Annotated in this window: 13 protein-coding genes; 6 read left to right on the top strand and 7 right to left on the bottom strand. The window is 66.4% G+C overall.

Annotation, left to right across the window (positions count from 1 at the left end; translation table 11 throughout):
- Nucleotides 1-30: 30 nt before the first annotated feature.
- A complete protein-coding gene (locus FJU31_RS08515; protein WP_150454354.1) occupies nt 31-2,610 on the bottom strand; it encodes a TonB-dependent receptor plug domain-containing protein in 2,580 nt (859 codons plus the stop codon).
- A 291-nt stretch (nt 2,611-2,901) separates the two neighbouring features.
- On the opposite strand from FJU31_RS08515, the gene FJU31_RS08510 reads away from it, so the two are divergent.
- Nucleotides 2,902-3,894 carry a helix-turn-helix domain-containing protein gene (locus tag FJU31_RS08510; protein WP_150454353.1) on the top strand — a complete coding sequence of 331 codons (993 nt, stop codon included), beginning with the start codon at nt 2,902-2,904 and terminating at the stop codon, nt 3,892-3,894.
- A gap of 12 nt (nt 3,895-3,906) precedes the next feature.
- Here FJU31_RS08510 and FJU31_RS08505 read toward each other — a convergent pair whose 3' ends face one another.
- Together FJU31_RS08505 and FJU31_RS08500 are read right to left on the bottom strand one after the other, a co-directional pair.
- Nucleotides 3,907-4,398, bottom strand: a complete 492-nt coding sequence (locus FJU31_RS08505; protein ID WP_150454352.1) for a hypothetical protein — start codon at nt 4,396-4,398, stop codon at nt 3,907-3,909.
- A 92-nt stretch (nt 4,399-4,490) separates the two neighbouring features.
- Entirely contained in the window at nt 4,491-5,078 is a 588-nt protein-coding gene (locus FJU31_RS08500; protein ID WP_150454351.1) for a TetR/AcrR family transcriptional regulator, read from the bottom strand.
- Between the two features lie 235 nt (nt 5,079-5,313).
- Here FJU31_RS08500 and FJU31_RS08495 point away from each other — a divergent pair, with 235 nt between their 5' ends.
- Together FJU31_RS08495 and FJU31_RS08490 are read left to right on the top strand one after the other, a co-directional pair.
- Nucleotides 5,314-5,484, top strand: coding sequence for a CsbD family protein (locus tag FJU31_RS08495; RefSeq protein ID WP_079221650.1), 171 nt, complete (start codon nt 5,314-5,316; stop codon nt 5,482-5,484).
- A 125-nt stretch (nt 5,485-5,609) separates the two neighbouring features.
- Nucleotides 5,610-5,954 (top strand): response regulator, encoded by a 345-nt coding sequence (locus FJU31_RS08490; protein WP_150454427.1) that lies wholly within the window; start codon nt 5,610-5,612, stop codon nt 5,952-5,954.
- Here FJU31_RS08490 and FJU31_RS08485 read toward each other — a convergent pair.
- Nucleotides 5,911-8,676 (bottom strand): hybrid sensor histidine kinase/response regulator, encoded by a 2,766-nt coding sequence (locus FJU31_RS08485; protein WP_246161260.1) that lies wholly within the window; start codon nt 8,674-8,676, stop codon nt 5,911-5,913. The two genes, FJU31_RS08490 and FJU31_RS08485, sit on opposite strands and share 44 nt — an antisense overlap.
- A 350-nt stretch (nt 8,677-9,026) precedes the next feature.
- Between FJU31_RS08485 and FJU31_RS08480 the strand changes: the two genes are divergently transcribed.
- Complete coding sequence (locus tag FJU31_RS08480) at nt 9,027-9,458, top strand: BLUF domain-containing protein (RefSeq protein WP_150454350.1); 432 nt, start codon at nt 9,027-9,029, stop codon at nt 9,456-9,458.
- Between the two features lie 18 nt (nt 9,459-9,476).
- On the opposite strand, the gene FJU31_RS08475 is transcribed toward FJU31_RS08480, so the two are convergent.
- The 3 genes from FJU31_RS08475 to FJU31_RS08465 form a co-directional block, all read right to left on the bottom strand.
- On the bottom strand, nt 9,477-9,740 hold the full coding sequence (locus tag FJU31_RS08475; protein ID WP_108770666.1) for a hypothetical protein: 264 nt from the start codon (nt 9,738-9,740) through the stop codon (nt 9,477-9,479).
- Nucleotides 9,741-9,824: 84 nt separating this feature from the next.
- Complete coding sequence (locus FJU31_RS08470) at nt 9,825-10,256, bottom strand: BLUF domain-containing protein (protein ID WP_150454349.1); 432 nt, start codon at nt 10,254-10,256, stop codon at nt 9,825-9,827.
- A gap of 129 nt (nt 10,257-10,385) precedes the next feature.
- Entirely contained in the window at nt 10,386-11,327 is a 942-nt protein-coding gene (locus FJU31_RS08465) for an AraC family transcriptional regulator (RefSeq protein WP_246161259.1), read from the bottom strand.
- A 100-nt stretch (nt 11,328-11,427) separates the two neighbouring features.
- Between FJU31_RS08465 and FJU31_RS08460 the strand changes: the two genes are divergently transcribed.
- On the top strand, nt 11,428-12,261 hold the full coding sequence (locus tag FJU31_RS08460) for an oxidoreductase (RefSeq protein ID WP_150454348.1): 834 nt from the start codon (nt 11,428-11,430) through the stop codon (nt 12,259-12,261).
- Nucleotides 12,262-12,427: 166 nt separating this feature from the next.
- Nucleotides 12,428-14,020, top strand: a complete 1,593-nt coding sequence (locus FJU31_RS08455; protein ID WP_246161258.1) for a sensor domain-containing diguanylate cyclase — start codon at nt 12,428-12,430, stop codon at nt 14,018-14,020.
- Nucleotides 14,021-14,063: the final 43 nt, after the last annotated feature.

Below are 14,063 nucleotides of genomic sequence, written 5' to 3'. Positions count from 1 at the left end.
AGAGTCGAGCCATGCTCGACTTCGGTTCAATCAGAACCGGTAGTTGACCCGCCCGTACCAGAACGCACCCACCGTGCTCAGCACATCGCCGGTATCCCAGGTGGTTTCGATGCTGGCCACGTCGCTGGCGCTGCGCGCGTACCCGGGCACCTTGCGGGTGCGCTTGTCGAACACGTTGTTGATGCCCAGCGCCGCGCTCCAGCCGCCGCCCAGCTCGACGCCGCCGGACAGATGGGTCACCAGTACCGGCGGCTGCTTGTATTCCACGCCGTTGTTCAGGCGCTTGATCGGGCCGTAGTAAGTGAAGTCCAGGTTCGAGCGCCAGCGCCCGTTCTGCCAGCCCAGGCCTGCCACCTGTGTGTAGCTGGGCGTGCGGAAGCGCAATGCGTATTCGCTGGATTTGGTCAGCAGGTTGATGTTCGGCAGACCCTGCAGTGCAGCAGGAATATCGCTGACCTTCTGGATGGTGGTGCGGCCCACATTGGCCGCGTAGGTCCAGCGCAGCTTGCCCCACGCGGCGTCCTGGTTCGCTTCCAGGGTCAGCTCGACGCCGCGCGTGCGGGTGTTGCCCACATTGGTGAAGTAGCTGGCATAGAACGCATCGCCGGGCAGGATGCTGATGCCGGCCGTACGCAGCAGCGCATCGATGGTGTTCTTCTGCGCCGCGGTCAGCACCGTGCCGCTGTTGTCGGTGATGTTGGCCGGGTCCTGCGCGTTGTAGCCGATCTGGCTGGACTGGCCCAGCTGCCCGCGGATATCGATCTGGTAGGCGTCCACCGCCAGATGGAAGGCCGGGCTCGGGTCCCAGGTCACACCCAGGCTGTAATTGGTGGCCTTCTCAGGCTTCAGCGGCGTCGCACCGAGGGCAACCGCCGCCGGCGATGAAACCTGCGCCACCAGCGTGGTGCCGCAGGGGCAGCTGCCGGTGGCCTGGTAGAACTGTGCCCCCAAGCTCGGCGCATGGAAGCCGTTGCTGACCGTTGCGCGCACCCCCAGCGCATCGGTGAAATCAAAGCGCGTGGTCAGGCGCCCGGTCGACACGCTGCCGAAGTCCGAATGGTCTTCCCAGCGCGCGGCCGCATCCAGGTACCAGCGCGAGGTGATGTTGCTGGCCGCGCCCACGTACATCGCCTTGCTGTTGCGCGTGGCCTTCACCGCATCAGCGGTCGAGTAGCCGACGAAGGCGGCGGCACCGAAGCCAGTGTACGACTCCCACTGCCCTGCCCCGCGCTCGTACTGTTCATGCTGGTACTCGGCGCCGGCACTCATTTCCAGGGGCGAAGCGAGTGCTGCGACCTCGAAGCCGCGGCGCAGGTCCAGGTTCGCGATGCCCTGCTGGAAATCCAGCTTGCCGTCGTAGAAATCGGTGGGCGAGCCCGGGTATGGCAGCGAGAAGTTGGCCGAGTTGCGCGTGTAGGTGCGCACCGTGCTGCGGTTGCCCGTCAGGCTGGCGTCGTAGTCCCAGCCCACCAGCTGGCCCTTCACCCCGGCACTGCCGGTGTACTGCTTCTCCTTGGTTTCCAGCACCGGCAGGAAGCCATCGGGCCACACGCTCAGCACGCTCGGCGCCTTGTAGGTGGTGAAGATGGTCGCCGGCAGGCGGAAGTTCTGGATCGCCTGCGCGCTGCGATCGCTCGCCGTTGCAGTGGCATAGAACTGGGCGTTCTCACCCAGGCCGTGGCCGGCATTCAGCGCGAAGGACTTCAGCGAATACGACGGCGAACTGAGGATGGTGTTGGCTTCGGCATCGCGCGTGGCCTCGGCCGGGTTCGGCGTGGCACCGGCGGGCAGCTGGTTGTTCGGCCGCAGCGCGACCAGGTTGCCGTTGGCATCCACCGCTGGGTAACTCAGGTAGCCGCCGATGTAGCGGCGCGTGCGGATGGCGTGGCGCTGGCGGGTGGTCTCACCGGACAGGTTGACGAAGCCATCCTCACCCCACGGCAGGCCGACGTTTGCACGCACGCTGGTCCGCGTACCGTCGCCGTCGATGCTCTGCCCGCTTTCCACCGAAACATCGCCTCCATGCGCCTGCGATTTCAGGATCACGTTGACCACGCCAGTGATGGCATCGGAGCCGTAGATGGCCGAGGCACCATCGCGCAGCACTTCGACATGGTCGATGGCCGCCACCGGAATCAACGCGAGGTCGGCCCAGGCATGGCCGGGATAGCCACCGCCATTTGCACCGCTGACATAGGCGCTGGCATTGCGGCGTTTGCCGTTCACCAGCACCAGCGTGTAACCCGGCGACAGATTGCGCAGCTGGTAGCCGCGGATCAGGCTCTCCTGGTCACTCTGGTAGCCACCGATCTGGCTCAGCGACGGCAGGCTGCGCTGCAGCGCTTCGAGCAGGTTGGCCTGGCCAGTGGCCGCCAGATCCTCGGCGGAGATCACGTCGATGGGCGTGGAACTGTTCTTGACCGTGCGCGTGCTGGAGCGTGAGCCGGTGACCACCACTGCATCCAGGGTGGAGGCGGCCAGCGTGGCGGACGTGGCCGTCGCCGCGTCTGCGGGGGCATCTGCCTCGGCAGCATGGGCAGAGGCAGCAGCCAGCGCGGCTGCAATCAGGACAGCAAGGGAATTCAGGACAGGCGAATGGGCGGCAGGCATGGGGGCTCGTGGGGGTGGGCCGGAGACACACCTCCATTCAAAGACCCCGGCCGGCAACGCAACAGCCGATATCGCGTCACCCAACCGTCATATCCGGCCAGCCACATGACCGCTGGTCATGACCTTACGCAAGCCCCCGCCGGGTAGATTCGACCGTTGGTCGACTATCGCGCTACCAGCAGTCGACCAACGGTCGACTCTACCCTTCGGCCTCCACCATATGCCCCGCCGGCATCTGCACATGCCCGCACGCCACTGCGCGCACCGCAGCCGCCTCGGTAGCATCACGCCATGAGCATCGACCCGACCGCGCCCACCGTCGCCATCGTGGCCTGCCACGGCCAGGGGTTGTTCGAGTTCGGCTGCGCGGTGGGACTGTTTGCGCCCATCCGCCCGGAACTGGGGGTGGCCTGGTATCGCACCCAGCTCTGCGCTGGCGAACCCGGTGCACTGCGCATGCTCGGCAGCGCCCAGGTGCAGCTGCCCTACTCGCTCGACGCTATCGACGACGCCGACATCATCGTCATCCCCGGATGGCGCGAGCCCAGCGAACGCCCACCGCAGGCGCTGCTGGACGCGCTCATCCGCGCCCACGCGCGTGGCACACGCATCACCTCCATCTGCTCAGGGGCCTTCGTGCTGGCCTGGGCCGGCCTTCTCGATGGTCGCCAGGCCACCACCCACTGGCGGCTCACCGAAGCACTGGCGCGGGAGTTCCCGCGCATCCACGTGCGCGAGGATGTGTTGTACGTCGACACCGGCGACATCATCACCTCGGCCGGCTCGGCCACCGGCATGGACATGATGCTGCACATGGTCCGCAAGGACTACGGCGCGCGCGTGGCCAACCTGGTGGCCGAGCGTCTGGTGCTGGCGCCGTGGCGCGATGCCGAGCGCAGCCAGCGGGTCAGCCGGGCCATCCCCAACGGCGAACCCACGCGGCTGGCCAAGCTGATGGAATGGATGCGCCACAACCTGCGCGAGACGCATTCGCTGGGCAGTCTTGCCGAGCAGGCGGCGTTGAGCCAGCGCACCCTGCAGCGGCAGTTCCTCGAAGCCACCGGCCTGTCACCCATCGACTGGCTCATCCGCGAGCGCGTGGCGTTTGCCCGCGAGCTGCTGGAATCCACCGACCGACCGCTGCAGTGGGTAGCCGAGCAGGCCGGCTTCGGCTCGCAGGAATCCTTCCGCCGGCATTTCCGTGGGCTGGTCGATGCCAGCCCGACGGAATACCGCAATCTGCATCGCGGTGCGCTCAGTCCGGACCGGCTGGTCGGCTGCTGATCGCCATACGCATCAACGCACCTGGCGCGAACGGATCCGCCAGCACTGCGCGGCGAAGCCGATCACGAACACCACCGCGCAGCCGAGCAGCACCTGCAGCACCACCGGTGCCAGCGGCGCGGCGGCAATCGGATGTCCCACCGGCAAACGCGTCAATGTCTCATTGGTGCCCGGTACCAGCGACAGCAGGAAGCTGAAGGACAACGCGAACGTCGACAGGTACGGCGCCATACGGCCGAGGAAACGCAGCCGCCCCGCCAGCACGCCGCCGAAAGCGACCAGCAGCACGATTACCCCGAATGCATGGCCGGGGTTCAATCCGCCGGTGCTGGAAACGGTGAAGGCCGTCGCGACCGACAGCACCAGGCCCAGCACGTAGAGCTTGCCCGAGCGCGTGGCCGGGTCAATCGCGCGATGGCGGATGAAGCCATACAGGCCGGCCAGGACCGGGATCAGGCTTACGGCGGTGTGGATCGCGCCGAGGTTGGAAAGGGGGTGTGCCATGGGAGGTCTCCGCTGATGGTAACAACCTACTAGTAGGTAGGTTTAAAAGGTAAAAAGAAGGCCCGCGCTGCCGCAGGCCCATCACACAAACCTCAGGCCGCCGCGGTGAACCGCGCGATGGCCAGGCGCGCCAGCGCCGCAAACGTGGCCGAATCACCCAGGCCGCGCGCAGCCAGCATCGCGCCGTGCACCGAGGACATGAACGCCTTGGCCTCGTCTGCTGCCGAACCCTGCAGCCGCAGCTGGCCCGTCGCCGTGCCCTTCTCCAGGGTCAGCGCCAGCCAGCCGCTCAGATCCTCGAAATGGCCGCGCACTTCATCGGCGATCTCGGCCGGAATCATCGGCGCCTCGGCGGCCAGCATCGCGCAGATGCAGAAAGAAGAGGTGCCGCCGGCAATGCAGCTGGACCAGTAATCCACGTAGGCATTGATCTCCTGAAGCGGGTCGCCCAGCTGCCGGTCGAGCAGCGCCAGGCCCTCGCGCGCCTCGGCCCGGTACAGCACCACCACCGTACGCACCAGCTCCGCCTTGCTGGGGAAGTGGTGATGGATGCTGGCCTTGCTGATGTTCACCCGCGCCGAGATGTCGGCGTAGCTGAAACCGTTGTAGCCGCCGGCTTCCAGCAGCGAACGGGCGTGGGCGAGGATCTCGTGGGCTTTGGGGGAGAGCGGGTCTTTCATGGGGTCAACCTACTAGTAGGTAGTCCAAATGTCAAGCCCGCCAGGCGTGGCGTGGCGCTACCAGGGGTCCTGGCATGGCTTGGCGCCACCGGGGGTGCCGCGCCGCGATTCGCGCCGGGCGAGGCCCGACGCTACCGGCGTGAGGATGGCGCTCGCATTTCTTTCACTGGCACGCCACCCCCGCGCACGCAGGATCGAAGCCCCAATCCCGGGCTTTCCAGAAAGGTGTTCTGCAATGGACAAGAATCGTACCGAAGGTGCCAAGAACCAGGTCAAGGGCACGGTGAAGGAAGTGGCCGGCAAGGTCACCGGCAACAAGACGCAGGAACTTGAAGGCAAGGCACAGAAGGGCGTTGGAAAAGTGCAGAGCGCCGTCGGCAAAGCCAAGGATGACGCGCGCCACTGAGTCACTGGGATACCGCCGCGCCCCACCACGCGGCATCCGGGTGCCCTCAGTCGAGGGCATCTGCAGCTCCGCCACATGCATCGAGAACTTTCCCCGCTGTGACTCCACCGACCACGCAACGCATCCTGCTGGTAGAGGATGACACGGCCATCCGCGAACTTACCGAGGATGTCCTGTCCGAGAGCGGCTACGACATCACGGCGGTTGGCGATGCAGAAGCGGCGGTTGCTGCGCTATGCAGCGCCGGGTCATTCGATCTTCTGATTTCAGACATCCGGCTGCCAGGCATGAACGGTTGTGAGCTCGCGCGCCACGCGCAGGGCCGTGACCCCGCGCTGCGCGTCCTGCTGATGACCGGTTATGCCGGACAGCTGGCGGGCGACCCTGAGATCTTGCCCCGTCACTGTCCCCTTCTGCGCAAGCCCTTTACGCTGCGGGAACTTCTGAAGTCGGTGCACGCCACGATCTGAATTCCCCTGCCAGCAACCGGTCCACGCGCCGCTCGAGTTCGACGGCAGAGAAGGGTTTGGTCAGAATCTCCATCCCCGCCTCAAGATGCTCACCGCCCACCGCCGCAAATGCTGCATAGCCGGTGATGAACAGGACGGGCATCGCCGGTCGCGACTGCCGACCCGCGTCGGCAACCTGCCGCCCATTCAATGTTCCCGTCAGGCCCACATCCGTCACCAGCAGGTCGAACGAATGATCAGTCGCCAACAACGAAAGCGCCTCGCTGCCATTCGCCGCTTCGGTCACGTGATGCCCCTGCGTACTCAGCACATCGCGCACCAGCGCCCGGATGGATGGTTCATCCTCAACCAGCAGCACCGAGCGGCCCGAGAGCAGTGGCATGGTTGAAGCATCCGCCACGGGCTCGGCGCAGGTCGCCGGCGCGGCACTGAACTGAGGCAGATACAGGCTGATCGTGGTGCCCTGCCCCGGCGTGGATTCGACGTCCACCTGCCCGCCCGACTGCCGAGTGAACCCGTAGATCATCGAAAGGCCGAGCCCGGTACCCTGGCCGATCGGCTTGGTGGTGAAGAACGGTTCGAACACCTTCTGCAGCACGCTGGCATCCATACCGGTGCCGGTGTCACACACGGAAAGGCGTACATATGTCGCTGCGGGCAGTCCAAGCTGCTCACCGCGTGCGCTGGTCACCACCTCGATGTCCGAGGCGATGACCAGCGTTCCGCCTTCGGGCATGGCGTCGCGCGCGTTGATGCAGAGGTTGAGGAGGGCGTTCTCCAGCTGCGGCGCATCCACCAGTACGTCATCGCCGCCGTCCTGCAGCCGCGTTTCAATGCCGATCGAGGGCCCGATGGAACGACTGAGAATGTCCAGCATGCCGCTTACCAGCGTGGAAACGCGCACGGACGATGGCGCCAGGGTCTGCCGCCGCGAAAACGCGAGCAGCCGCTGAGTCAGTGCCGCAGCCCGGTCGGCGCCACCTCGGGCCATCTCGAGGTAACGCTGCAGATCCTCCACGCGTCCCTGCCCCACCCGCAGTTCCAGCAGCTCCAGACCCATCGAAACAGCGGTCAGCATGTTGTTGAAATCGTGCGCGATGCCGCCGGTCAACTGGCCCAGCGATTCCATCTTCTGGCTTTGCCGCAGACGCTCTTCCATGGCCATCAGTTCGGCCGTTCGTGCCTGCACCCGCTCTTCAAGGGTCAGGGTCAGCTGTTGCAGACGCTGCTGGTCAATGCGGCGGTCACTGATGTCAGCCGCTGCACCGAACCACTCCCGTACCTGCCCGTCTTCATCCAGCAGCGGCACGGCACGCATCTGCAACCAGCGAACCCCGCCGTCGGGCATCAGGCTGCGGTGTTCCACCTCCAGCGCCGAACCCGTCTCGCGTGCCTGCTTGATGGCGGCATCTACCGCGTCACGATCGGCAGGGTGGATCAACTGATCGCGCCACGACCCGCCGCCCTCGCGAAGGTCCGCAGCGCCACCCTGGCGATAGATCAGGTGCACCTGCTGCCAATCGGCAGAAATGGCGTACAGCGACTGCGTCGCCGCAGCAACCAGCGCCCCCAGTCGTCGCTCGCTCTGCACCAGCGCTTCGGAGGCGTGTCTCTCAGCCGTGCGGTCGCGGAACACCACCACATAGCCTACGGCCTCGCCTTCATGGCCACGCAGAACCGTCATCGAGCCATGCGCCCAGAACCGTCCCCCATCGCGGCGGCGCAGCCAGCGCTCACCGCTCAGACCACCCCGCAACAGCGCTTGGTCCATGTTGTGGTGGAAGCGGCCAGCCTGCCGGTCGTCGTCCAGATACAGCACCTCACCATGCCGGCCCAGCACTTCGGATTCGTGCCAACCGAGAATCTCCTCCGCGCCGCGGTTCCACAGCGTCACCAGACCGTCCATGTCGAAGGCGATGATCGCGTAGTCACGGGCACTGTCCATGATCTGCCGGTGCCGCGCCTCGGTCAGCGAGAGGTGACGCTCAAGCGCGACCTGCGTGGTCAGGTCCAGCCCCTGAACGAAGATGCCGTTGACCCGCCCCACCTCGTCTTTGCATGGCTGGAACACCACGTCGACAATATGGCGCGGATCGATGCCGGCCTGCGCGATGCCGCTGTCATAGGCCACCTTGCGCCCGATGTACGGCTCACCGGTGCGGTACACCTCATCCAGCAGATCCAGATACCCCTGGTCCAGCACCTCCGGCAGCGCCTCGACAATGGGCCGGCCAATCACCTCGCGGTGCCCGATCAGGCTCGCATAGCCCGGATTGACCAGCTCAATGCAGTGTTCAGGCCCGGTCAGGAACGCCATGAACAGCGGGGATTTCTCGAACAGCGCGATCAGCCGTTCGTTCTCGCGTGCCAGACGATCCTGCGCCACCACCATCCCGGTCACTTCCTTGGTCACGCAGATGGCGCCCGCGACCGTTTCCTCGTCCCCATGCAAAGGGGAGAACGAGAACGTCCACCAGGTGTCTTCCGGCGTCCCATAGCGGTTCATCGCCACCGGCACATTCTCGAACCGCGACCCCTGCCCGGCAAAGGCCTGCTCGATCGGCTCGCGTACCGCAGACCACGCATCCGCCCACAGGCTGCGCAGCGGTGCTCCCATCGCATGGTCCAGGCGCGGCCCCAGGATCGGTGCGTACGCATCATTGAAGAGGAAAACCAGCTCGTCGCCCCAGACCAGGTACATGCTTTCCGGGGAATTGAGCATCAATTCCACCGCGCAGCGCAGCGACGCGGGCCATTGCGCCGTAGGCCCAAGCGATGTGGAGGACCAGTCGTAATGACGGACGCGATCCGCCGCAACGCCTGCAGCACGGGGAAATGCGGGAAAATAGGGTTGCACTTCAATTCCTGGAGAAAAGCGGGAGTCGCAGCACCCCGGGGCATCCGGCCCGCTGCAGAAAGTGAGACTGTCGGCACCAATGTACGGCATCGGGGAGCACGCCGCCGTCAACGGATCACCCGCGCAGCGCTCGCCCGCAGAACGCGTGAGCAAAGCCTCACGCCTCCCAGAAGGCGGCTCCGTATAGTGACGCCCGTCACATACGAACCCCTTCCATGCTCCGCGCATTTGCGTACTCAAGCCACATGCCGGCGGGTCTTTCCGATGAAAAAATCCGCAGCATCATCTCCCAATCGGCCTCGTTCAATCGCGTTGCAGGCGTCACTGGGGCTTTGCTCATCAGTGGGCAGCAGTTCTTCCAGTATCTCGAGGCCCCCCCTGACGGACTGACGACCGTCATGCATCGCATCCACGAAAGCCGCTCACACCACACCCTGGTGCAGGTGCTGGATGCACCCATCGAAACCCGTGCGGTGCCCTACTGGGCAATGACCCGGGTCGAAACCGGCCAAACCATCGTCTCCGGCCTGGTCAACGCGCAGTGGGACGAGTTCGGGCGCCGCGCCTCCGTGGCCAGCCCCGGCATGGAGCTGCTTGCATCGCTGCTGCGCCCGCACTTTCCTGCCCTGGGCGGTGCAGCAGCGTAAGCAAGGTTGAGCGCAGCGTCAGGCGGCCTCGCGCCGCCCCAGCGAACCCATCGTGAAGATATAGCCCGCCTCCAGCAGGAAGCCACGCATGCGCTGCTCGGCCGTCCTTGGGCAGGAGATCAGCTCTGGGCCGTACAGGGCGTAGACCCAGTGGTCTTCGCCCAGCTGCTCGCGGCGCACACCCGAACGCGGCGACTGGCAGGCCCAGGTCCAGGCCTCGCGCAACCGTTCCGGGCCGATCGATTGACCATTGCGCAGCCGGAAACTCAGCCAGCGCACCATACCCCCATTCGATTCTTCCATGCTTCCCCCCTTGTGTGAGCAGCCACCGTAACGGCTTACCCCGTCATGCCGGAGTGATCACGCTCACGCATGGGCCCGCTCCCAGAAATCTACCAGTGCCCCCAGTCCCGGTACCGCACGGCGATCATCGCGCACGGCCGGAAACTGCCGCTTCCATTTGCCTGCCGCGATGGCATGCAGGGCCGATACGTCCACGCTGCGGCAGACCATCGACCAGTTGCGGAAATAGCGCTCGTTCACCGCTTCATCAAACAGCACCCCCACACGCTCATGTCGGGTATCCCGCTCGATCCGGCCGAAAACCTGGTCGATAGCAACGTGCGGGCCTTCCAGATACTGGAAGAACCGATGCCCATCAAACAGCAGCACACCAGTCACCGACAATGCCTGGTTGCGCGCCATGGCGGTGATGAGCAGGTCGTCTATCGAATCGGCGGCCAGAGGGCACGACGCGGTGCTCTGGTAGGCCAGCGCACGCAAAGGCAGGGCGGACATGTGTACTTCCGGAAGTGAGGGTGACGCGGCGCAGCGCGTCACGGCGAACGAGCAGACGTGTGCGACACGTTAGCCAGCCGCCCGTGCGGGTCTTGTGACTATCAGCCGACATCTGCGTCCGGTCAGTCCTCAATGCGACGACACATACATCGCGTCCACCGGCGCCGGCGGCAGTGCGAAGCTGCGCCGCATCCGCGCCACCTCGGCTGCCGGCGGCAACGCGAACAACCGCTTGAACTCACGATTGAACTGCGACGCGCTGGCGTAGCCCACCCCCAGCGCCGCCGCCTCGGCCGTCATGCCCTGGCGCAGCATCAGCAGGCGCGCCTGGTGCAGCCGGGTCGACTTCACGTACTGCATCGGTGAGGTACCGGTAATGGCACGGAAGTGATCGTGGAAGGTCGGCACGCTCATCTCCGCCTCCGCCGCCAACGCATCCACATCCAGCGCCGTCGCGTAGGCCGCATGGATATGCCGCAGCACCTTGCCGATGCGGCCGAAGCGCCCCCGCATCGCCAGTGCCTCGCGCATCGCGCCGCCCTGTGCACCGGTCAACACGCGGAAATACAGCTCGCGCACCAGCGCCGGGCCGAGCAGCGCCGCCTCCAGCGGATCGCCCAGCGCCTCCAGCAGGCGCAGCACGGTGGCCTGCATCGCCGGCTCCATCGGGCTGGCCATCATGCTCTGCGCCGGTGCAGGCACCGTGTCCACGAGCGCCTCCAGCTCCAGCATCAGCTCCGCGGCCAGCTGCAGGTCCAGGTGCAGGTAGATCGCCAGCAGCGGCGCGTCGGCGCTCGCCTCGGTTTCCATGGTGAACGGCACCGGCACCGACACCGCCAGGTAATGCTGCGCGTCGTACTGGTACACCTTCGCGCCCATGTAGCCGCGTTTCACGCCCTGGCAGACGATCACGATGCCCGGGTCATACAGCACCGGCGTCCGCGGCAGTGGGCGGTCCGAGCGCAGCAGGCGCACGCCCGGCAGGGCCGTCAGCGTGTAGCCCTCCTGCGTGGCCTGCACCCGCAGCAGGCCGACCATGCGCGCCTGCATCGACGGTTCAACAGCGGGCACGGGCACCTCATAGGAATAGGCAAGAATGGCCGAATCCTAGGTCTGGGCCGTCGTCCAGGCAAGCACTAACGTGCAAGTCCCGCAACCGAGACCCATGACCATGACGATCTCTCGCCTCCTCCTCATCACCGGTGTCAGCAGCGGCTTCGGCCGTGCCCTGGCCGAGCAGGCCCTGCAGGCCGGCCATCGCGTGCTCGGCACCGTGCGCAGCGAAACCGCCCGCAGCGACTTCGAAGCCCTCGCCCCCGGCCAGGCGTTCGCGCGCCTCTTGGACGTCACCGATGCCGACGCCATCGATGCCCTCGTCCGCCATATCGAAACCGACATCGGCGCCATCGACGTACTGGTCAACAACGCTGGCTACGGCCACGAAGGCGTCCTCGAGGAATCCTCGCTCGCCGATCTGCGCCAGCAGTTCGAGGTGAACGTGTTCGGCCCGGCCGCCCTCATCAAGGCCGTACTGCCGCACATGCGCGCGCGCCGCCGCGGCCACATCCTCAACATCACCTCGATGGGCGGATTCATCACGATGCCGGGCATCGCCTGGTACTGCGGCAGCAAGTTCGCGCTGGAAGGCATCAGCGAAGTGCTGGCCAAGGAAGTGGCCGGCTTCGGCATCCACGTCACCGCCGTCGCGCCCGGTTCGTTCCGTACCGATTGGGCCGGCCGCTCGATGGTGCGCTCGCCACGCGCGATCGAAGATTACGACGCCCTGTTCGACCCCATCCGCAGCGCGCGCGAGGCCAAGAGCGGGCAGCAGCTGGGCGACCCGGTCAAGGCCGCGCAGGCCATGCTGCAGCTGATCGACAGCCCCGCCCCGCCCACCCACCTGCTGCTGGGCAGCGATGCGGTGCAGCTGGTGCGCGGCAAGCTGCAGGATCTGGCCGCCGGTATCGAGGCGTGGGAGGGCCTGAGCCGTTCCACCGACGGCTGAGCCGGCCTGGCCGCTGCGCTCGCCGGGCATGGCCCGGCGCTACCGGGGCACGACCCTGTTGGTCGGCACGCTGCCGGCTCCCCGGTCCGCGTGAAGGCCGTGCGCACGGTTCGCCCTCCCCCCGGTTGTAGCCTGAGCGCCTACCAGCAGCCAAGGAGGCGCGAGGGTGAATGCATCGATCCGGCAGGTGAACCTGCAGCGGCTGATCCTCGCGCTCGCCACGCTGTCGGCACTGGTCATGCTGGGCAACACGCTGTGGGCCAGCTACCAGGTGCAACGCCAGCAGCTCATTGAAAGAAGCCTGGAAGCCAACCGCGTCTACGCGCACTCGCTGGCCCAGTCCACCCAGCATTTCGTGCTGAACGCGCAGCAGCAGCTCGCGGTCGGGGCCGAGCGCCTCAGCCGCAGGCTCGACCAGCCGGCAGCACACGATGATGAAGTGGAACGCATCAAGCTGCAGACCGATGCCTTCAACAGCGTCATCTCGGTCAATGCCCAAGGCGTGGTGGTCGGCACCTCGCCCGCGCTGCCGGAACTGCACGGCAAGGCACTCACCAGCGCCGCCAACCGCAAGGCACTGCAGCAGCGACTGCCGATGGTCAGCGATCCGTTCATCGCCCACACCGGCAACCTGGTCGTCACCCTCTCCCACCCGGTATTCGATGCCGACGGCGACTACGCCGGCTACATCACCGCCTCCATCCACCTGCGCGACCCGAACGTCCTGCATTCCCTGCTTGGCACGCACCCCTACGAGGATGGCTCATACCTCTACGTGGTCAGCCGCGATGGCACCGTGCTCTACCACCCCGAGCCGGACCGGGTCGGACAGCCCGCCACCCGCAATGCCGCCTTCGATGCGCTCAGCCAAGGGCGTGCCGGCGCAGTGCATTCGCACAACAGCCGCGGCATGCACATGCTGGCTGGCTTCGCACCGGTGCCCGCTGCCGGCTGGGGCATCGTCGCCCAGCGCCCCATCGAGGCCGCCACCGCGCCCATGGGCAGCCTGTTCGTCACCGTGCTGCGCAATGCCGCGCCGTTGGGGCTGCTGTCGCTGGTCCTCATCTGGCTCTGCTCGCGACGCATCGCCGCGCCGCTGCAGCAGCTGGCCCGGCACGCGCAGGAAGGCGATGTCGGCGCCGCCATCTCCCGGGTCAAGGCGGTCAATTCATGGTATTTCGAAGCCGCCCAGCTGAAGCAGGCGGTGCTGGTCAGCTTCCGCAACCTCAGCGACCGCATCGGCAAGCTCGACCTGGCTGCGCTCACCGATCCCCTCACCCAGCTGCTCAACCGGCGCGGGCTGGAACGGGCGCTCAGTGCGCTCACTGCCTCCGGCGTGCCGTTCGGGGTCATCACTCTCGACGTGGACCACTTCAAGGATGTGAACGACCGCCACGGCCACGACGCCGGTGACCAGGTCATCGCCGGCGTCGCCCAGAGCATGCGCACCAATGCCCGCCCGCAGGACGTGCTGTGCCGCCTGGGTGGCGAGGAGTTCCTGGTGCTGCTGCCGGAGGTCACCGCTGATACCGCGCTGCAGGTGGCCGAGCGACTGCGTGCCGCCATCGAAGCGCAGGCCTTCCCCAAGGTCGGGCACATCACCATTTCCGCCGGCGTCAGCCACTACCCGGAAACCGAGACCGACCCCGATCTGGCCATCCGCCAGGCCGACAAGGCGCTCTACCGCGCCAAGCACGGCGGCCGCAACCGTGCCGTGCTCTACCGCAGTCGCAACCATCGGCCTGCAGCGCCCTCTTGACGTGGTGCTTGCTGCGTCTACACGGCACCACCGCAATACACCT

Source organism: Stenotrophomonas cyclobalanopsidis (genome assembly GCF_008710035.1).
GTDB classification, from domain to species: domain Bacteria; phylum Pseudomonadota; class Gammaproteobacteria; order Xanthomonadales; family Xanthomonadaceae; genus Stenotrophomonas; species Stenotrophomonas cyclobalanopsidis.
This window is presented reverse-complemented; position numbering and strand designations above follow the sequence as displayed.